General features: G+C 60.1%; 15 protein-coding genes, 1 tRNA gene and 1 pseudogene. 8 read left to right on the top strand and 9 right to left on the bottom strand.

Translation table 11 applies throughout. The features are described 5' to 3' along the window. Positions 1-541: 541 nt before the first annotated feature. The 3 genes and pseudogenes from GNZ12_RS00465 to GNZ12_RS00475 form a co-directional block, all read left to right on the top strand. A pseudogene (locus GNZ12_RS00465) lies at positions 542-1075 on the top strand (LysE family translocator); the annotation flags it as partial. Positions 1076-1368: 293 nt separating this feature from the next. Then, positions 1369-1572 (top strand): cold-shock protein, encoded by a 204-nt coding sequence (locus GNZ12_RS00470; protein ID WP_007178877.1) that lies wholly within the window; start codon positions 1369-1371, stop codon positions 1570-1572. A gap of 289 nt (positions 1573-1861) precedes the next feature. Beyond that, positions 1862-2086, top strand: coding sequence for a hypothetical protein (locus tag GNZ12_RS00475; protein ID WP_025495857.1), 225 nt, complete (start codon positions 1862-1864; stop codon positions 2084-2086). Between the two features lie 93 nt (positions 2087-2179). On the opposite strand, the gene GNZ12_RS00480 is transcribed toward GNZ12_RS00475, so the two are convergent. After that, complete coding sequence (locus tag GNZ12_RS00480; RefSeq protein ID WP_172308513.1) at positions 2180-3811, bottom strand: acyl-CoA synthetase; 1632 nt, start codon at positions 3809-3811, stop codon at positions 2180-2182. A 156-nt stretch (positions 3812-3967) separates the two neighbouring features. On the opposite strand from GNZ12_RS00480, the gene GNZ12_RS00485 reads away from it, so the two are divergent. Beyond that, positions 3968-4714: a Crp/Fnr family transcriptional regulator gene (locus GNZ12_RS00485; protein WP_172308514.1), complete on the top strand. Its 747-nt coding sequence runs from the start codon at positions 3968-3970 to the stop codon at positions 4712-4714. A gap of 164 nt (positions 4715-4878) precedes the next feature. Here the strand turns inward: GNZ12_RS00485 and GNZ12_RS00490 are convergent, their stop codons facing one another. Further along, positions 4879-5232 (bottom strand): transposase, encoded by a 354-nt coding sequence (locus GNZ12_RS00490; RefSeq protein ID WP_172308515.1) that lies wholly within the window; start codon positions 5230-5232, stop codon positions 4879-4881. A gap of 314 nt (positions 5233-5546) precedes the next feature. After that, a complete protein-coding gene (locus tag GNZ12_RS00495) occupies positions 5547-6710 on the bottom strand; it encodes a porin (protein WP_172308516.1) in 1164 nt (387 codons plus the stop codon). Between the two features lie 1026 nt (positions 6711-7736). Between GNZ12_RS00495 and GNZ12_RS00500 the strand changes: the two genes are divergently transcribed. The 4 genes from GNZ12_RS00500 to GNZ12_RS00515 all read left to right on the top strand — a co-directional run bounded on the left by GNZ12_RS00500 (position 7737) and on the right by GNZ12_RS00515 (position 12350). After that, positions 7737-8648: a LysR family transcriptional regulator gene (locus GNZ12_RS00500; RefSeq protein WP_172308517.1), complete on the top strand. Its 912-nt coding sequence runs from the start codon at positions 7737-7739 to the stop codon at positions 8646-8648. A 276-nt stretch (positions 8649-8924) separates the two neighbouring features. After that, positions 8925-10133 (top strand): CaiB/BaiF CoA transferase family protein, encoded by a 1209-nt coding sequence (locus GNZ12_RS00505; RefSeq protein ID WP_172308518.1) that lies wholly within the window; start codon positions 8925-8927, stop codon positions 10131-10133. 210 nt (positions 10134-10343) lie between these two features. Then, positions 10344-10661: a DUF485 domain-containing protein gene (locus tag GNZ12_RS00510; protein ID WP_172308519.1), complete on the top strand. Its 318-nt coding sequence runs from the start codon at positions 10344-10346 to the stop codon at positions 10659-10661. A gap of 3 nt (positions 10662-10664) precedes the next feature. Then, complete coding sequence (locus GNZ12_RS00515; RefSeq protein WP_172308520.1) at positions 10665-12350, top strand: cation acetate symporter; 1686 nt, start codon at positions 10665-10667, stop codon at positions 12348-12350. Between the two features lie 14 nt (positions 12351-12364). Here the strand turns inward: GNZ12_RS00515 and GNZ12_RS00520 are convergent. The 6 genes from GNZ12_RS00520 to GNZ12_RS00545 form a co-directional block, all read right to left on the bottom strand. Then, positions 12365-12452: transfer RNA gene (locus tag GNZ12_RS00520), tRNA-Ile, on the bottom strand. Between the two features lie 159 nt (positions 12453-12611). Then, entirely contained in the window at positions 12612-15002 is a 2391-nt protein-coding gene (rpoD, locus tag GNZ12_RS00525; protein WP_172308521.1) for an RNA polymerase sigma factor RpoD, read from the bottom strand. 93 nt (positions 15003-15095) lie between these two features. Continuing rightward, complete coding sequence (gene dnaG, locus GNZ12_RS00530; RefSeq protein ID WP_172308522.1) at positions 15096-16964, bottom strand: DNA primase; 1869 nt, start codon at positions 16962-16964, stop codon at positions 15096-15098. Positions 16965-17042: 78 nt separating this feature from the next. Next, positions 17043-17489 carry a GatB/YqeY domain-containing protein gene (locus tag GNZ12_RS00535; RefSeq protein ID WP_172308523.1) on the bottom strand — a complete coding sequence of 149 codons (447 nt, stop codon included), beginning with the start codon at positions 17487-17489 and terminating at the stop codon, positions 17043-17045. Between the two features lie 249 nt (positions 17490-17738). After that, positions 17739-17951 carry a 30S ribosomal protein S21 gene (rpsU, locus tag GNZ12_RS00540; protein WP_115778899.1) on the bottom strand — a complete coding sequence of 71 codons (213 nt, stop codon included), beginning with the start codon at positions 17949-17951 and terminating at the stop codon, positions 17739-17741. A 68-nt stretch (positions 17952-18019) separates the two neighbouring features. Continuing rightward, positions 18020-19237 carry a BaiN/RdsA family NAD(P)/FAD-dependent oxidoreductase gene (locus tag GNZ12_RS00545; protein WP_172308524.1) on the bottom strand — a complete coding sequence of 406 codons (1218 nt, stop codon included), beginning with the start codon at positions 19235-19237 and terminating at the stop codon, positions 18020-18022. Positions 19238-19261: the final 24 nt, after the last annotated feature.

Raw genomic sequence — 19261 nt, forward strand, 5'->3', positions numbered from 1 at the left:
GGCATCATGCGCCGCACCAGCGCTTCTTTTCTTTCTGCTGAGTAGGTTTTCATTCACCCTGATTTTACCGCCCCCGGACCATGTCTATAAGAATCAGATAACACGACAAGTAGTCTGACGCCGGGGGCTTCCCGGATTGGTCGACTACAGGATCTCCCAGGTTTCTGGGGGATTCCATCCCGTAGCTTTGCCCTGCTCTCAGACCCCGGCTGGTCTGTCTGGTCTCACCATGGCGACCAGACAGTGCAGTCCCCATTGTTGTAAGAATGAAGACACCCTGCGCTTAGGATATCGAGGCTCAATCACACGGCTTCAGTACCTGCTGCTTACGCTTCAAGTAGTGCGTTACCGCACTCGCATGCAAAGCTCGCTTCGCGGCTGCTGGTTAGGCTTTGCCGGGAGGGAGTCGAACCCTCTGGAATCCAGCGAATGGTTTCCGCCCATACTTCGGTACTTCCCCCATTCCCAGTCTTATCCTGGCGCGATACAACCCCCTCATCCTGTCCATTGAAAGTAAACGACTTTTGACGCTCCGGCCCTGCTCTCGCGCGGCGATGGTCTCGCAACGGCGGCCGGCATGGGCATTGGCGGTGTGTTCTTCAGCGGTATCGCCTTGCTCGGTCTGTACACCTTGCTGGCGACAGTAGAGTGGCTATACGTGGGCTTAAAGGTGGCCGGTGGCCTTTATCTGATCTACCTGGCGTCGAAGATCTGGCGCGGTGCGGCCAAACCGCTCGCGTTCGATGCAACGCAAGCCGCTACCACCAATGTGCGCAAATCCTTCTGGATCGGTTTGAGCACACAACTCAGCAATCCGAAAACAGCGGTCTATTACGGTAGTATCTTCGCGGCCTTGCTTCCGCAACATCCGCCGCTGTGGTGCTACTTTGCTTTGCCCCCTGCGATCTTCGGCATTGAAGCCGGCTGGTACACCGTAGTCGCGTTGTGCTTTTCGAGCAAACGGCCGCGCGAAATCTATCTGCAGTGGAAGGCCTGGATCGATCGCGTCGCTGCAAGCGCCGTTGCCGCGCTTGGATTGCGCCTGATCCTGACGGCACATAAAGTGGGCATCTGAAACAGAAACCCGGCTTGACCGGCTTGCCATGCCACGCGACACGGCAAGCCGGTCACGAGGGCCACATGGCCACCCGCCCGGCATACACGAACAGGTTACATAACAAAACAGTTACAAGATAAGTGTTGACGCTGACCTGCCCCGCGGTTATTGTGGCATCCGAAGTTCAAGAAGTTCGATTGCTGTTCATCAATGTCTCGCTCCTCAGCGGTATTCGTTGTCCTCTCCCTCCTTGACCCTTCACGCGCTCCTCATCAGAGCAAATTTTTCTATTTTTTCCTCAAGGATTCTTCATGGATACCGGTACCGTTAAGTGGTTCAACGACAGCAAAGGCTTTGGCTTCATCACCCCGGACAAGGGCGGCGACGACCTGTTCGCGCACTTCTCCGAAATCAGCGGCGACGGCTTCAAGACGCTGGCTGAAAATCAGAAGGTGAGCTTCGAAACGAAGCAAGGCCCGAAGGGTCTGCAAGCGGCTAACATCAAGCCGATGTAAGTTTGAAGGGCTCGGTGTCCGGCAACGGACATCGGGCTGCAGCGACATCCTCGCGGAGCTTTGTCTCCCACAGTTGGCGCGATCGCTTTTAGCTGCAAGTGTTGTTCAGCAGCAAGCCCCAAGCGCCAAACGCCTCGTTGCACCTCATTCTCCCCTCTGGCTTTAACGCCCTTTTTAGCTTTCCGACTGCGTTTGGATTCTGCTCGCAATGGCTTGAATCAGCTCGTCCGCGTGACCCGTACAACGGCTCGCACGGCAAGCGCGCACTCGAACATTATTAAAATATAAAATGCAAAACAAACATATTCATCATTACAACGGCTATGCCGTTAAACCCTCGGCACATCGTTTGCCCGACGGTAGCTTTTCATCCAACCTGCTGCTCGAACGCGCTGACAGCGCGCGCACCGAAGGGCGCTACCAGTTCTATTCGCTCGACTACTTCCCGAACGAAGAACAGGCACTGCAGCACTCGGCACGCTGGGCACGCCGCTGGGTCGACACGCGCGGTTAAGCGCGAGTCAAACCGGATTCGCGCGGAACCTCGCGCCTGCATCGTCAGCACCCCATAGCGCGCCACCAGGCGCGCTAGATCATCGCGCGCGATCTATTCGGTTTCTTCCGCCTTGATCCGCGCGCGCAATTCGAACTTCTGAATTTTTCCCGTCGACGTCTTCGGCAATTCGCCGAAGCGCACCGCCTTGGGCAACTTGTATCCTGCAAGAAACAGCCGGCAGTGCGCGATGATCTCTTCTGCGCTCACCTGAGCGCCCTCCTTGAGTTCGACGAAGGCGCACGGTACCTCACCCCACTTCGGATCGGCCATCGCCACCACGGCGGCAACCGACACCGCAGGGTGACGGTACAGCGTGTCTTCGACCTCGATGCTCGAAATGTTCTCGCCGCCCGAAATGATGATGTCCTTGCTGCGATCGCGGATACGGATATAGCCGTCAGGCATTCGCACGCCGAGATCACCCGTATGGAACCAGCCCCCGCTGAAGGTCGCTTCCGTAGCGCGTTCGTTCTTCAGATACCCCTTCATGCAGATATTGCCGCGGAACATGATCTCGCCGAGCGTTTCGCCGTCGTCAGGGACGGGCGCGAGCGTGTCCGGGTCGAGCACCGTTACGGCTGCCTGCAGGTGGTAGCGCACACCTTGCCGCGCGTTCATTTCGGCGCGCGCGTTGTCGTCGAGCGCTTCCCATTCCTCCTGTTTCGCACAGACTGCGGCCGGACCGTAGGTCTCGGTGAGTCCGTACACGTGCGTCAGATCGAAACCGATCTCCTTCATCTTGGCGATTACTGCCGGCGCGGGCGCCGCGCCCGCCACCATCGTCGACACGCGATGTGTGATGCCTTCGCGCCACTGGGCGGGCGCATTCGCGAGCGCGCTTTGCACGATCGGCGCCCCGCAATAATGGGTGATGCCTTCGCGGCGAATCAGTTCGAACACCGTCTTCGCGTCGAATTTGCGTAGACAGACATTGACGCCGGCACGCGCGGCGACGGTCCATGGGAAACACCAGCCGTTGCAGTGAAAGAGCGGCAAGGTCCATAGGTAGACCGCATGCTTGGGCATATCCCATTCGAGGATATTGCTGAGCGCATTCAGATAGGCACCGCGATGGTGATAGACCACGCCCTTCGGATCGCCGGTCGTGCCCGAGGTGTAGTTCAGCGCAATAGCATCCCATTCGTCGGCAGGCAGGGTCCAGGCGAACTCGGGGTCGCCGGTTTGCAGGAACGCTTCGTAGTCGGTTGCGCGGATGAACTTGTCGGCGTCGGCGGGCATCGCGTCGGCCACGCTGATCACGCGCAACTCGGGGAATTCCAGCGCCGCGCGGTGCGCCAATTCGCTGTACTCCGTGTCGACGATCAGCGCCTTCGCCTCGCCATGACGCAACATGAACAACAGCGACGACACGTCGAGCCGCGTATTCAGCGTATTGAGCACGGCCCCGGCCATCGGCACGCCGAAATGCGCTTCTATCATCGGAGGAATATTCGGCAGCAAAGCGGCAACCGTGTCGCCGCGTTCGATACCGGCCTGCCGCAACGCGCTGGCCAGACGCCGCGCGCGCTCGTAGGTTTCGCCCCAGTTACGGCGAATTTCCCCATGGACGACCGCCAGCCGCTCACCATAGACTTCCGCTGCGCGTACGATGAAATCGATGGGTGTAAGCGGGACATAATTGGCCTCGCGCCGCTGGAGGCCTTCTTCGAACATGTGCTTCATCGCGTTGTCTCCTGAGGCGCTAGCCGCGCCGCCGTTTTTCTGATTGATGAGCTAGCCTAGCAACTGTCATGGTGAACTGTCTGTCATTCAAATGACAGAGTGGCGCGCCCTGGCCCCCTCAACCGACTTCACCTGCACACTCTTCGCTGGCCGCTTATGGATGACGCACCGCTTACCGCCTTGGCAGACGCCCGCTCGCACCGGCCTGAACGGGTCCCACGCGCCGATCTGCCGCGGCTATTCGCCACCTGCGCATGGTTCAGGGCGCTCGCCGCCGAGCATCAAGCCATGGTCCTTGCCAGCGCGTACGCGGAGCGGCTGGAAGGGGGCGCATGGATCGCGCGCCGCCAGGAGCCCTCAGACTACTGGATCGGCGTCCACTCCGGCCTCATCAAACTCGCCATCTACAACGCCTCGGGACGCAGTTGCACGCTCTCCGGCGTGCCGCCCGGGGGCTGGTTCGGCGAAGGCAGCGTGATCAAGCGCGAATTGCGCAAATACGACGTGGCCACCATTCAGCCTTCGCTCGTGATATTCGTGCCGTCGGCGACGTTTCATGCGCTGCTCGACTCGAGCCTGCCATTCACCGGTTTTGTGATCCGGCAGTTGAACAACCGCATGGGCGAATTCATCGCGTCGATCCAGAATAGCCGGCTGCTGGACGTCGACGCGCGCGTCGCCCAGTCGCTCGCGCAATTGTTCAATCCCGACCTCTATCCTGACACCGGGCGCACGCTGGCCATTTCGCAGGAAGAAGTCGGCCTGCTGGCGGGCGTGTCGCGGCAACGGATCAACCAGGCACTGCAAAACCTCGAAAAGCTGCAGATTTTGCGCCTCTCGTACAACCAGATCGACGTGCTGGACCTCGAACGCCTGTGCGCGTTTGGTCAGGAGCAGATCTAGGGCCGGCGCGTGCGCTCATGCAGCCGATTAACGCAACCAATTAATGCAGCCAATTAATGCAGCCAATTAATGCAGCCAATTAATGCAGCCAATAAAAAAATGCCGTCATCCGGTTACCGGGTGACGGCATTTTTGTTTGCCCTGCCAATACAGTCCTGCGCCTGCTACACCGTGCGCGCGTCGCTCCTGCGAGAGACAGGCCGCGCCAACAAGGCATCGGTGTCGAACAACGCAAAAGCGATGTTGGCCAGCACACCTGAATTCTTCCAGCGCAGATAGTAGCGATGCGCAGTCTGATAAGGCGCATACCGGTCAGGCATCGCGTGCCACGGTTTGCCCGTGTGCAGTACCCACAGCACGCTGTTCACCGCGCAACGGATGTCGATGCTGGGACGGCCGCGCCGAGGTCCATGGTCTTTCATTTCAGGCAGGAGCGGCACAATGCGATGCCATTGCTCGTCGGTGAGATCCTGAATGGCTGGCGAGCGAGCCACCGGGTTTGAAGGGGGAGTATCCATGCAGTAAGAACGCGCACCTGCAGCACACGTACCAGCGTCGCCGCGAAAAATAGTGTCTATCAATCAATCGTTTCAGACTACCTGAAGCGCACCTTCGCGAAAGTCAATTATTGTCAGACGCGCGTGCGCGATTGTCAGAAATCGCAATACGTTAGTGCGTTAATGGATTAATGGCGCGGAGAAGGTGGCGGTCTATCATCGGCGCGCCCGGTGCGTGGCAAGAATCGACGGGCATCGGCCACGCAAATGGCGCGCCCATAAAAAAAGGTGCCGCGAACGGCACCTTTTCTACAACAACCAGCTTCTGCTGAAGCTTAGAAGCGGTGACGCAGACCGACCGTAGCAGCCGTCTGGTTCTTCGACGACGACGGCAGTTGCGTGTTGTCGCCACTGTAGATCGAAGCAACACCGCCGTCACCCATTGCGTGCTGGTACACGGCTTGAGCGTAGACGTCCGTACGACGCGACAGCGAGTAGTCAGCTTGCAGGCCGATCTGGTGGTAACGGGTCTTCATGTCGTTGCCGTCAGCATTGACGCCGTAGCCCTTTGCGTCGGTGAACGTGTAAGCAACGCCCAGGGACATAGCCGGCGTCAGGTTGTACTTACCGTTGACTTCGTAGTTGTTCGAACGGCCTTGACGTTGGCCAACTGCTGCGCCAACCAGGTTGTCGATACGCGACTGCGTAAATGCAGCACCGACGGTAGCCGGGCCGAACGAGTACGAAGCAGCTGCGCCGAACTCACGTTGACGGAAGTTGCCCGAGATGACGCCCGAGGTGTTAGCCAGCACGCCGTCCGAAGCGCCGGTCACGTTTGCAGCCGGGTTGTTCTGCTGTGCGTAAGCAGCGCCAACACGCAGGCCTTGGTACTGGTATGCAGCACCAACGCTGTATTCGCGGTTGTTTGCGAATGCGCCAGCCTGGTTCGAGAAGCCGTACGTGCCGCCGAACGTGAAGCCTGCGTAGTTAGCGCTCGAGTACTTGATCGAGTTGTTGACTGCGTAGCCGCCGTTCGTGCTCAGGTTGTCGTTGTTGAACGGATGAGCGAAGTACGTACCGCCCCAGCTGCCCGTTGCGGTCAGCGGTGCCAGGTAGTCTTGTGCTGCGTCGTATTGACGACCCAGCGTGACCGTACCGTATTGCGCGCTCGACAGACCGACAAACGCTTGACGGTTGAACATGCCGTTGTTGTTAGCGAACTTACCGTTGTTGATGTTGAAGCCGCTTTCCAACGTGAAGATTGCCTTCAGACCGCCGCCCAGATCTTCCGAACCACGCAGACCGAACATGCTTTGGTTGACGCCGCCGCTACCCGCTGCCCACTTTGCATTGCCGTGGCCGACGCCGTTGGCGGAGGCGACGTTGCTGGTGTACGTCAGGCCTGCGTCCAGCAGACCGTACAGGGTCACGCTGCTTTGTGCGTGAGCGACAGATGCGAACGATGCGGCAACCGCAACAACGATGAGACTCTTTTTCATGCGTGGGACTCCAGTTCGATAAATTTACGCGGGGAGCGGGACCTGCCTCAGCAGCACAACCATCGCTCGCTGCCGCCCTGTTGGCCGAACCGTTTCGGATCAGCCGGGCACCCTTTAAACGAAGCGTGAGTGTAGGGGGAGACCCTAGTAGCGACGCCCGCAGTTTACGCAACAGGATTTTTCAGAATCCGCAACAATCAAATCGAGATAGGCATTAAGCCTTTATATTTCAACCATTTATCGCAAAATCAGGGCTGCGGCACGCCTGCTCTGGACAGAAGTTATTTGCAACATCTCAATATTAAAGTTGTGTGTATGCAACAGCATTTAATATGCGTGACGTAATCGGGTCGGAACGATAAAAAGATGAGCGAGATCTGATTGCCTGAAAATCAGGCAAACGCACAAGAGGAATGCGACGCGGAGTAAATTTATTTCAGAAAACCGGGAACTTAATTCGATCAATCAGGTCGTTTGTTTTGCGTCGATTATTCAACATAACGCGACATAGCGGTTATGTGCTGTTTGATCGATTAACGGGGACGGTGATTAACAAACCGAATTGAATTCCAACTCGTCCTCCATGTAACCACCGCAGCACAGCCTTGTGCGAACACGCGCCAATGAAAAGCGCCGTGCGGCGGTCACATATAGTCAGGCTCGGCGCGGCCATGCACTCAACGCGCTAGCGCTTCAAAACAGACGCCGTCGCGGACCCCGCCGAATAAGTGAAGCCTTCAGCACGGGCATTGCCCGGGGGTGAATTGCGGCGCCGGCCGCCGCGTGCCAAGAAACCCGTGCTGAAGGCGGATGGCATACATTGAACAGCCTTCCGTATTTGATTAACGGTGCAGCCGTTAGCGTTTTTTTTGCGGAGTTTCCCTACTTTCCGGCGGGCCGTCCTTGTGGCTGCCTTGCGACTGGTCGCGGTCGCCTTCTCAGCGCCCTTCGGGACGACCGCTCTGCAGGCGGAGACAATAGGCCTAATATAGCGGCACTTGTTCAGGCTGAATTGACAAACACCCTATGGATTTGAATCTGATCGGCCTGTTCGTCGAGATCGTGGAATCGCGCAGCCTTAGCGCCGCGGCGCGCAAGCTCGGCATGACGCGCTCAAACATCAGCCAGCGGCTGAAGTTGTTGGAACGCGAAACCGGCGCGCAACTGCTGCGTCGCTCGACGCGAAATCTCGAACTGACGCAAGCCGGACACACGCTGTACGACTGCGGCCAACGGATGCTCGAGGATCTGGGTACGGCGCGCGCATCGATCGACAGCCTCGGGCAGACACTGCGCGGCCGGGTGCGGATCAGCGTGCCGACCGGCTTCGGCCGGATGTTCATCGGCGCGAAGCTGCTTGAATTCGCGCGTACGCATCCGGGGATCACACTGAATGTCACGTTCAACAACCGGATCGAGGACCTGATCGCCGCGGAAGTCGACGTGGCGGTGAGAATCACGTCGACGCCGCCACTGGACTACGTGGCGCGCAACATATGCTCGATCGACTGGAACCTGTATGCATCGGCCGGCTATGTGGAGAAGCATGGTCCGATCGATTGTCCGGCCGACCTCGAACGGCAGACGCTGGTCGCGTCGCCCTACCCCGGCCGGCGCGTGACGATGACGCTCTCGCACCGGGAGAACGAAGCCGATGTCCACACGATCACGATGCAGCCCGCGTTGCAGTCGTCCGACTACCCATTCCTGGCTGAGGCCGTGTGCCAGGGCATGGGTATCGGGCTGTTGCCGGTCTACGTGCCGCATGCGCCGATGAACCGCGGGCTGCTGCCGATTCTGCCGCAATACCGTGTCGCCGGTCAGCAGAACACCCTGTATATCGTCACGCTGCCCAATCGCTATCCATCGCCATCGACGCAAGCCCTGATCGACTACCTGCGCGATGAAATCCTTTCGCTCGCGCAGACATGGGTTTGAAGGACTGCGGGCAGTCGGCCGCCGCGCTCGACGTCAAGCTGTAGTTAACAGTCCGTCAACTTTCAGTGGAATTGTCAATTCGATTTGGCCATCCCACAATGGTCCCATACGAAAAGCCAATACACGGAGACTGGGACAATGAGCCCCAATTGTCTGACGACATCGCCACGCCCGCACTGCGCGGCCAGATTCTCATCGTGATCCTCAACAACCCAGCCGCGCATTCAACGTAGAAGCGGCGCCCTCGTCACGAACCCTTGTCAATCTGGATTTGCCATGTCGAACCTGACCTCCTCGCTGCCGCTAGCCGGCGTTCGCGTCCTCGATCTCTCCCGCGTGCTGGCTGGACCGTGGTGCGGCATGGTGCTGGGCGATCTTGGCGCCGAAGTCATCAAGGTCGAGCACCCGAAGCGCGGCGACGACACCCGCGATTGGGGCTTGCGAGTCGGCTCGACCGAGACGGCCTATTTCAACAGCGTCAACCGCAACAAGCGCTCGGTGAGTCTCGACCTGCAAACCGCCGAGGGCCAGCAGATCGCGCGGGAACTGGCGCAGAAGAGCGACGTCGTGATCCAGAACTTCAAGTTCGGTGGCGCGGAAAAGCTGGGCCTCGGATACGAGCAACTGAAGCAGGAACATGAGGACCTGATCTACTGCTCGATCTCCGGCTATGACCGCACGGGACCGGAAGCCGCGCGTCCCGGCTACGATCTGATGGTTCAGGGCGAGGCTGGGCTGATGGCGCTCAACGGCGAAGCCGATCAACCGCCTCTGAAGTTCGGCGTTGCCGCTGTCGACCTGTTCACCGGGATGTACTCGGCCCAGGCGGTGCTCGCGGCGCTTTTCGAGCGCCAGCAGACCGGCAAGGGACGTCACATCGAAATGGCGCTGTTCGATTGCGGCCTGATGATCACGTCGTATTACGGGCTGGAAGCGCTGCTCATGGGCGAGGACCCGCCGCGCTACGGCAACGCGCATCCTTCGATCGTGCCCTACGGCGTATTCGATGCGGCCGATGGACCGCTCGTCATCACAGTCGGCAACAACAGCCAGTTTGCGCGCTTCTGTCGCGAGGTGATCGAACGCCCGGATCTCGCTGAAGACGACCGGTTCAAGACGAACATCAACCGTGCGGCGAACCGCGAGGTTCTCGTGCCCGAACTCAACCGCGAGATCGGTCAAAGAAAGCGCCAGGTACTGCTGCAACGCCTGACTCAAGCCGGCATTCCATGCGGCGAAGTGCTCGGTCTTCACGAGGCGCTCACCTCGAAGCGCGCGACGGACGCCGGGCTCGTGACGACGCAGCCGCATCCGGAAGTCGGCAGCACACCTGTCCTCGCTCCACCCTATCGCTTCGACGGTGCGCGCTTGCCGGTACGAAGCGCGCCGCCGCAACTCGGGGAAGGCACGAAGGATGTTCTGCAGTCGCTGCTCGGCCTGTCGGACGAACGACTGTCACGGTTGATGGCAGACGGCATCGTTTAACGTCGTATTGCGCCTCATTGCAACGGCACCGTTCCATGGCGCCGTTTTTCGAACGGCTGTACCCAAACAGCCGCCCCCGCCGCACGCCACACCCACCCACAACAACAAGCGCTGCCCGAAGGCAGCCGGCAGAGCAGTCTCATCGAGCCTGCAGGGCTCATTCGATTCACCACCATAACGAAATCAGCAAGTCACAGGTTGGAGACATCCATGCAGCAGGCCCTCATCGATTCAATCAAAGCGAGTCCCGCCTACCGGCAGCTCGTCACTTCACGTCGCCGCTTCAGCTTCACGCTGACGGCGTTGATGATCTTCACTTACTACGGCTTCATCCTGTTCGTCGCCCTCGCCCCGAAAGTGCTCGCCCATCCACTGTATGCCGGCGCCACGACGAGCGTGGGGATCGTCGTGGGTGTCGGCATCATCCTGATCGCGGTCGGCCTGACGGGCGGATATGTGCTGCGAGCGAATCGCACGTTCGATCCTTTGATGAATGCGCTTCTCGCCAAAGCCCGGCAAGGAGACTGAACGATGAAACTCATTCGCGCCTTCTTCTGCGCGGGCCTCGCATCGATCGCCGCGCTCGCTCATGCCAACTCCATCACCGGCCCGGTGCCGGAGCACGTTGAATTGAATCCTGTCGCGATCGGGATGTTTCTGCTCTTCGTGCTCGTCACGCTCGGCATCACGCGCTGGGCATCGCGCAAAACCCGCACGACGAAGGACTTCTACAGCGCGGGCGGAGGCATCACCGGCTTCCAGAACGGGCTCGCCATCGCGGGGGACTATATGTCCGCCGCTTCGTTTCTCGGCCTGTCCGGCATGGTTTTCGTTTTCGGCTTCGATGGTCTGATCTATTCGATCGGCTTTCTCGTCGGCTGGCCGTTCGTGATGTTCCTGCTCGCCGAACCGCTGCGCAATCTCGGCAAGTTCACGTTCGTCGATGTCGTCGCCTATCGTTTCGAGCAGGCGCCCATTCGTCTTCTGACGGCGAGCACGTCGCTCGTCGTCGTGATCTTCTATCTGGTCGTGCAGATGGTCGGCGCGGGCAAGCTGATCCAGTTGCTGTTCGGATTGCAGTACTGGATGGCTGAGGTCATCGTCGGCGCGCTGATGGTGATCTACGTGTTCTTCGGCGGCATGACGGCGACCACCTGGGTGCAGATCATCAAGGCCGTGCTGCTGCTCTGCGGCGCGACGTTCATGGCCGTCACCGCGCTCGCGCAATTCGGCTTCAGCCCCGAGGAGATGTTTCGACGCGCCGTCGACGTCCATCCCGGCGCGCTGAGCATCATGGGCCCCGGCAAGCTGCTGAAAGACCCGCTGAACGCGCTCTCGCTCGGCATCGCGTTGATGTTCGGCACCGCAGGGTTCCCGCATATCCTGATGCGCTTCTTCACGGTGCCCAACGCGAAGGAAGCACGCAAGTCCGTGTTCGTCGCCACGGGCTTCATCGGGTATTTCTATCTGCTGACCTTCATCATCGGCTTCTCCGCGATCGCGCTGCTCGCCCAGCATCCCGAATTCTTCAAGACCGCCGCCGACGGGCATTTCAACCTCACGCGCGACCTGCTCGGCGGATCGAACATGGTCGCGGTCAAGCTGGCCCAGGCGGTGGGCGGCAACCTGTTCTACGGTTTCATCGCCGCAGTGACATTCGCGACGATCCTGGCGGTCGTGGCGGGCCTCACGCTCTCCGGGGCGACCACGGTATCGCACGATCTGTACGCGTGCTGGCTCGCGCGCGGCAAAACTGACGAAGTCAGGGAAATGCGCATCTCCCGCGCCTCGACGTTGGTACTGAGCGTAGTCGCGATCGGGCTCGGCATTCTCTTCGAGCACATCAACGTGGCATTTCTGGTCGGTCTCGTCGCGGCGGTCGCGGCGAGTGCGAACTTCCCGGTGCTGGTGTCGTCGATTTTCTGGCGCGGCATGACCACCCGCGGCGCGGTGGTCGGCGGAAGCCTCGGGTTGATTTCCGCCGTGCTGCTGACGCTGTTCTCAAAGTCGGTATGGGTCGACGTCCTGCATCACACGCACGCGCCGGTGTTCCTCGATAACCCCGCGCTCGTTTCGGTGCCGCTTGCGTTCGCCGGAATCTGGGTATTTTCGATGCTGGATCGGAGTGCGCGTGCACAACGGGAGCGGGAAGCGTTTGCGCTGCAGGAGTTCTATGGACAGACGGGCATCCTGTCGATCAGGGCCGTCGATCATTGAGTTGAGTTGATGTTTGGTGGGCCGGGTCGGAGTCGAACCGACGGTGTCCTTTCGGAGGCGGATTATGAGTCCGCTGCCTGCAACCAGCACGGCGTCCGGCCCTGAGAAAACTAAGGCAACCAAGAAAAAGACCCGGCCTTGAAGGCCGGGCCTAGTCACTGATTGGCCGACATACTACACGAAAAAGGGGCTTTCGTGACCGCTTCGCTCTCGCGAAACGGCCAGGAAGCCCCTAGATTTTCTCCATCCCGCCAACTTCGATCAATTCCCTTCGAGGAATGACTTCAGCTTGTCCGATCGGCTCGGGTGACGCAGCTTGCGCAACGCCTTCGCTTCGATCTGACGGATCCGTTCACGCGTCACGTCGAACTGCTTACCGACTTCTTCGAGCGTGTGATCGGTGCTCATCTCGATACCGAAACGCATGCGCAGCACCTTCGCTTCGCGCGGCGTCAGCGAGTCGAGCACGTCCTTCACGACGTCACGCATGCTGGCGTGCAAGGCGGCGTCGGCCGGCGCAACCGTGTTCGTATCTTCGATGAAGTCGCCAAGATGCGAATCGTCGTCGTCACCGATCGGCGTTTCCATCGAGATCGGCTCTTTCGCGATCTTCATGATCTTGCGGATCTTGTCTTCCGGCATTTCCATCTTCTCAGCCAGTGTTGCCGGATCCGGCTCGAGACCGGTTTCCTGCAAAATCTGGCGCGAGATGCGGTTCATTTTGTTGATCGTTTCGATCATGTGAACCGGAATCCGGATCGTACGTGCCTGGTCAGCGATCGAACGCGTGATGGCCTGACGAATCCACCACGTGGCATACGTGGAGAACTTGTAGCCGCGACGATATTCGAACTTGTCCACCGCCTTCATCAGGCCGATATTGCCTTCCTGAATCAGGTCGAGGAACTGCAGACCACGGTTCGTGTACTTCTTTGCAATCGAGATCACGAGACGCAAGTTCGCCTCGGTCATTTCGCGCTTCGCCTGGCGCGCCTTCAGTTCGCCGGCCGCCATCTGACGGTTGGTTTCCTTCAGGTCCTTCAGCGGCAGCACAACGCGCGCCTGTAAATCGAGCAGGCGTTGCTGCTGTTCGCGAATGGCCGGAATGTTACGCGTGAGGATCGCGCTATATCCGTGACCTTCGCCGACGATCTTGTCAGCCCATTCGAGATCCGTTTCGCTGCCCGGGAAACGCGCGATGAATTCCGCACGCGGCATGCCGCACTTGTCGACCACCGTATGCAGGATCTGACGCTCGACCTGACGCACTTCGTCCACTTGCGCACGCAACGTGTCGCATAGACGTTCAACGGTACGCGCGGTGAAGCGGATCGTCATCAGTTCGTTCTGGATCGTTTCCTGCGCCTTCAGATACGACTTGGACTTGTAGCCTTCCTTCTCGAACGCGCGACGCATCTTGTCGAACCATTCGCTGATCATGGCGAACTTCTCGAGCGACGCACGCTTGAGCGCTTCCATCTGCGCCGCGTTGGCCGTGGCTTGCGCCGCGCCGTCGTCTTCTTCCTCGTCGTCCGTTTCCTCTTCCTCGGCTTCCTCGTCTTCGCTTTCGATCGCTTCCGCTTCCTGCGCCGAGAAGCCGTCCACGTCTTCCGCGTTGGCGTCGATCAGGCCGTCGACCAGTTCGTCGATACGGATTTCCTCGTTCGCGACACGCTCAGCCATTGCCAGAATGTCGGCGATCGTGGTCGGGCACGCGGAGATCGCCATCACCATGTGCTTGAGGCCGTCTTCGATCCGCTTGGCGATTTCGATTTCGCCTTCGCGCGTAAGCAGCTCGACCGTACCCATTTCACGCATGTACATGCGGACCGGGTCGGTGGTGCGGCCGAATTCGGAGTCGACGGTGGAGAGCGCGACTTCCGCTTCCTCTTCCACTTCGTCGTCAGACGAAGCGGCAGGTGCGTTGTCGTTCAACAGCAGCGTTTCAGCATCCGGCGCCTGCTCATACACCGCCACGCCCATGTCGTTGAACGTGCTGATGATGCCTTCGATCGCCTCGGTCTCGGTGAAGTTGTCCGGGAGGTGGTCGTTGATTTCCGCGTACGTGAGGAAGCCGCGTTCCTTGCCAAGCTTGATCAGCGCGCGCAGTTTGGAACGGCGCTCTTCGAGTTCCTCGACGGTGCCCGGCTGAGACGACGCGAACGCGTCTTTCAGCAGCGCTTTTTCCTTTGCACGACGATCGCGAGCCTTGACCTTTTCCACCTTGCCTGGAACGGCCGCAGGGGTTTCTTCGCTCTGGGTTGCGTCGTCATCGACGGGTGTTTCGTTCAGCTTTTTCGTCATGGAGTTCGTCGTACCGGCTGTAGTCTCGACTCGCGGCTGTTGGACAACAGCCGGTTGAACCGTGGATACTGGAATCTCGCGCTCTACCGCATCGTCCTGCGCGGCAGGCGCTTCCCTTGCGCTTCTGACACCCGGCTGTTGTGTGGCCGGTTGTGGTACAGCTTTCACCGCCCCGACCGGCTCCGCTCGCGTAGCGGAACTGGTCGAGGATTTCTTCCCGGCAGCAGGTGTGACGCTTGCGGCAGACGTTTTTCTAGGGGAAGAAGCTAACTTGGCCTCGGTGACCTTTCTGGTCGGCTCATTCGAACCTGTGCCCGTTGCTTTTTTTCCGCCTAGTGTCTTTGCCATCGCAATCGCCTTTTCGCCTTTGCTAGGAAAACCATTGAAAAAACAAACCGCTAGAAACCTTTTATTATAGCACTCAGCTTTCTGCCATCCCGCTTACAGCCCAAGCTGGCGCTTCATCTCAGCCCGCTTCTGGTTCAGGCTCGTCAGCTCCGCAAACTCCTCCGGCGTGTGCCGGGATTGCCGCGAAAGCTGCTCGAGGCGATCGCAGTAAGCGTCATATCGCATCTTCAGAATCGCCGCTTTCAGCTCCTCTCCGACGATCCGTTCCTGCTCGCGCCGTTCCTCGATGACGGTCGCATCCTCCGGGTCCTTCAGCAGTAAATCCCGGACGTTTTCATCATAGTCTAGAATTTTGCGAAAGATTTCCTCGAAAGTTGGGGCATTGGCGCCGTTTCGCAATAGGTCGGACAGCAACTGGAACTCCGCCGAATCGCCCAGCGCACGCGCATGCGTCGTCACTTCCTCGAACAGCTCGCCATGCCGCGTGACGCTCAGAAGCGCCTGCTCGGCCTCCTCGTCGAGCACGGCCACCGTCCGCGGATACATCACCAGATTGCGCAGCGTTTTTTCTTCGATCCCCGTCACACTGCGCCGGTCTTTGCGGGCCGGCGCCGATCGGGCAGCCGCCGCAATCCGGGCATCGACTTCGCATAACGCCGCCACTTCGTCGAACGGCACATCGAGCCGGTCGGCGAACATATGCATAATCTGCGCGCGCAGCGCGTTGGCAGGCAGTTGCTGCAGCAACGGCTTCGCGTCGAACAGCGCGCGGGCGCGGCCTTCCGGCTGATCCAGCTCCTTGCCGGTCAGCACTTCGTTCAGCATAAACTGCGACAGCGGCATGGCGCGCTCCACCTGGTCGGCGAACGCTTCCGTGCCGAATTCGCGCACATAGCTGTCCGGATCGTGCTCGGACGGCAGAAACAGGAACCGGATGGTCCGATTGTCCGCCGCGTGCGGCAGACAGGCATCCAGCGCACGGCGAGCGGCGCGGCGCCCTGCCGAATCGCCGTCGAAGCTGAAGATGACCGTATCCGTCTGGCGCATCAGTTTCTGCACATGAATCGGCGTGCAAGCCGTGCCGAGCGTCGCCACCGCGTTCTGGAACCCCAATTGGGCCAGCGCGACCACGTCCATGTAGCCTTCGACCACCAGTACGTAGTGCTGTTCACGAATCGCCAGCCGTGCCTCGAACAGCCCGTACAACTCGCTGCCTTTGTTAAATAGAGGCGTTTCCGGTGAATTCAAATATTTCGGTTCGCCGCCGTCCAGTACGCGGCCGCCGAAGCCGATCACCTGCCCTTTCACATTACGTATCGGGAACATGATCCGCTCGCGAAAGCGGTCGTATCGGCGATTCTGGCCTTGCGCATCTGACTTTTCGCTGACGATCACCAGACCCGATTCGACCAGCGAATCATCCCGATAGTTGGGGAACGCGGGCTCGAGGTTTTGCCAGCCATCCGGCGCGTAGCCGAGGCCGAAGCGGGCGGCGATCTCGCCGGTCAGGCCGCGTTTCTTCAGATACTGGATCGCGACCGGCGCGCCGCGCAGCTGCTTGCGGTAAAAGTCGCACGCGGTCTGCATGACATCGGACAGAGCCGTGGTGACCGCCTTGGAGGCAGCCGGCGCATACCCGCCGGAACCACCGCCGCCATATCCCGGCGAAGGCTCGTTCGGCACGGTCAAACCGACCGATTGCGCGAGTTCGTTGACCGCCTCCGGGAATGTGGAGCCGACGTGCTCCATCAGGAAGCCGATGGCCGTGCCATGCGCGCCGCAGCCGAAGCAGTGATAGAACTGTTTAGTCGGACTAACCGTAAACGAGGGGCTCTTCTCGTTGTGAAACGGGCACAGCCCCATGAAGTTCGCGCCGCCCTTTTTCAGCTGCACATACCGGCCGACCACGTCGACGATATCGACGCGGTTGAGCAGGTCCTGCAGGAATGACGGTGGAATCACAGTGAATGACGCTACCTAAAAAGCTCAAGGCTGCGCACGCCGTCGGGCAACGGCGCGCGCAGACCCGAAATACAGGAATTACTTCGCGAGCGCGGCTTTGACTTGCGCCGAGACAGCGGTCATGTCGGCGCGGCCGGCCAGTTTCGGCTTGAGCACGCCCATCACCTTGCCCATGTCCTGCGGGCCGGCAGCGCCGGTTTGCGTGACCGCAGCCTGAACTTCGGCAACGATCTCCGCTTCGGACATTTGCGCCGGCATATAGGCGGACAGGATGGCCAGTTCGGCCTTTTCCTTGTCGGCGAGATCTGTGCGGCCAGCGGCTTCGAACTGGCTGATCGAGTCTTTGCGCTGCTTGATCATCTTGTCGATGACGGCAGTGATCGCCGCGTCGTCAAGGGTGACGCGTTCGTCGACTTCGCGTTGCTTGACCGCGGCGAGCAGCAAGCGGATCGTGCCGAGACGCTCGGTCTCACGCGCCCGCATGGCAGCTTTCATGTCGTCGTTGATCTGGTCCTTGAGGCTCATCACTCACCTGAATGCGTTGAAAATTTAAAAACCGGCCGCGCTTACGGTACCAATGCGCCGTACCAATACGCTGCATCCAGCACAAACGCCCGCTTGGGACTGCTTCCTCAAGCGGGTTGGCGCAATTTGCGTAGTGGATGCGACCCTGCCGGCTGGCCCGAAGGGCCGTGTTTTCCGCGATGGCACCTGCTGTGCCGTCACCGTTGGATGTCGCCGCTCCGTTCAAGGGGAACCGCGGCAACGCCAGAATCAGTAGAACTTCTTTGGCAGCATCTGGCCACGCAGACGCTTGAAATGACGCTTAACCGCAGCCGCCTTCTTGCGCTTGCGCTCAGCCGTAGGCTTTTCGTAAAATTCTCGGGCGCGAAGTTCCGTTAGCAGCCCGTTTTTCTCCATCGTGCGCTTGAAGCGGCGCATGGCAACTTCAAACGGCTCGTTGTCTTTTACATGGACGGTCGTCATTTTTCAATAACGGAACTTTGTAAAGGTTCAGGAGTATAGCAGAGCTTTCTCACAAACCTAATGCGCCGTCAAGCCCCTAGAACGTACTCTGCGCACGCCTGGCCGGCCGCCACGCCGGAGGCCCACGCCCATTGAAAATTGTAGCCGCCGAGCCAACCGGTCACGTCGACCGCCTCGCCGATGAAGTACAAACCCGGCGTGCGGGCGCTCATCATGGTCGCCGACGACAGGTCGCGCGTGTCGATGCCACCGCGCGTGACTTCGGCCTTGCGGTAGCCTTCGGTGCCGTTCGGGGTAAGCGTCCAGCGCGACAAAGCCTCGCCGACGCGGCGCAGGGTCTTGTCCGGCAGATCGGCCACGCGGGCTTCAGCGGGAATCTGGTGGGTTTCCAGCCAGACGTGGGCGAGCCGTTGTGGCACCCATTCCGAAAGCAGATTGGCGATCTGGCGCTTCGTACCGGTTTTGGCTTCCAGCAAAGCGCTCGTGGCGTCCTGCTCGGGCAGCAGATTGATCTGAATCGGCTCGCCGGGCTGCCAGTAGCTCGAAATCTGCAGAACGCCCGGGCCCGACAGTCCACGGTGGGTGAGCAGCAGGTCTTCGTTGAATTCGGCACCGGTCTTCTTGTTGCCGGTCGCCAGTTGCACCTCGAGCGACACGCCGGAGAGTGCCGAGAACGGCTCCCAGTCGGCCGGAGCAAAGGTCAGTGGCACCAGCGCGGGGCGGGTGTCGATCAGCTTGTGGCCGAATTGCTTGGCGAGGCGGTAGGCGAAATCGGTGGCGCCGATCTTGGGGATCGACAGGCCGCCGGTCGCCACCACGAGCGCGCGGGCCGTGATCGGGCCCGAGTGGGTGTCCAGCGTGAAGCGCCCTTCGGCGTCATGCCGCACCTGCTCGACCGACAGCGGCGTGCGCCACGCAATGCGGCCTGCGTCGCACTCGTTCTTCAGCACATTGATGACCGCGTCGCTCGACTGGTCGCAGAACAACTGCCCCTTGTGCTTCTCGTGCCACGTCACGTGATGACGCTTGAGCAGCGCCATGAAGTCGCGCGGCGTATAGCGCGCCAGCGCCGAACGGCAGAAATGGGGGTTGGCCGACAGGTAATTGGCCGGCCCGGCGTACAGATTCGTGAAGTTGCACCGGCCGCCGCCGGAAATGCGGATTTTCTCCGCGAGACGCTGCGAGTGGTCGATCAGCACCACGCGACGGCCGAGCTGCCCGGCCACGGCCGCGCACATCATGCCGGCCGCGCCTGCGCCGATCACTGCGATATCGAAGGATTCCATGGGGCCGCATTGTACCCGCGCGCC

Source organism: Paraburkholderia solitsugae, from assembly GCF_013177695.1.
GTDB lineage: Bacteria > Pseudomonadota > Gammaproteobacteria > Burkholderiales > Burkholderiaceae > Paraburkholderia > Paraburkholderia solitsugae.

Coding starts and splice junctions, on each gene's coding strand:
- GNZ12_RS00505 (WP_172308518.1), top strand. CDS start 8,925: ATGTCGAACCTGACCTCCTCGCTGCCGCTAGCCGGCGTTCGCGTCCTC.
- GNZ12_RS00515 (WP_172308520.1), top strand. CDS start 10,665: ATGAAACTCATTCGCGCCTTCTTCTGCGCGGGCCTCGCATCGATCGCC.
- rpsU (WP_115778899.1), bottom strand. CDS start 17,951: ATGACGACCGTCCATGTAAAAGACAACGAGCCGTTTGAAGTTGCCATG.
- GNZ12_RS00480 (WP_172308513.1), bottom strand. CDS start 3,811: ATGAAGCACATGTTCGAAGAAGGCCTCCAGCGGCGCGAGGCCAATTAT.
- rpoD (WP_172308521.1), bottom strand. CDS start 15,002: ATGGCAAAGACACTAGGCGGAAAAAAAGCAACGGGCACAGGTTCGAAT.
- GNZ12_RS00485 (WP_172308514.1), top strand. CDS start 3,968: ATGGATGACGCACCGCTTACCGCCTTGGCAGACGCCCGCTCGCACCGG.
- GNZ12_RS00495 (WP_172308516.1), bottom strand. CDS start 6,710: ATGAAAAAGAGTCTCATCGTTGTTGCGGTTGCCGCATCGTTCGCATCT.
- GNZ12_RS00475 (WP_025495857.1), top strand. CDS start 1,862: ATGCAAAACAAACATATTCATCATTACAACGGCTATGCCGTTAAACCC.
- GNZ12_RS00535 (WP_172308523.1), bottom strand. CDS start 17,489: ATGAGCCTCAAGGACCAGATCAACGACGACATGAAAGCTGCCATGCGG.
- GNZ12_RS00490 (WP_172308515.1), bottom strand. CDS start 5,232: ATGGATACTCCCCCTTCAAACCCGGTGGCTCGCTCGCCAGCCATTCAG.
- GNZ12_RS00545 (WP_172308524.1), bottom strand. CDS start 19,237: ATGGAATCCTTCGATATCGCAGTGATCGGCGCAGGCGCGGCCGGCATG.
- GNZ12_RS00500 (WP_172308517.1), top strand. CDS start 7,737: ATGGATTTGAATCTGATCGGCCTGTTCGTCGAGATCGTGGAATCGCGC.
- GNZ12_RS00510 (WP_172308519.1), top strand. CDS start 10,344: ATGCAGCAGGCCCTCATCGATTCAATCAAAGCGAGTCCCGCCTACCGG.
- GNZ12_RS00470 (WP_007178877.1), top strand. CDS start 1,369: ATGGATACCGGTACCGTTAAGTGGTTCAACGACAGCAAAGGCTTTGGC.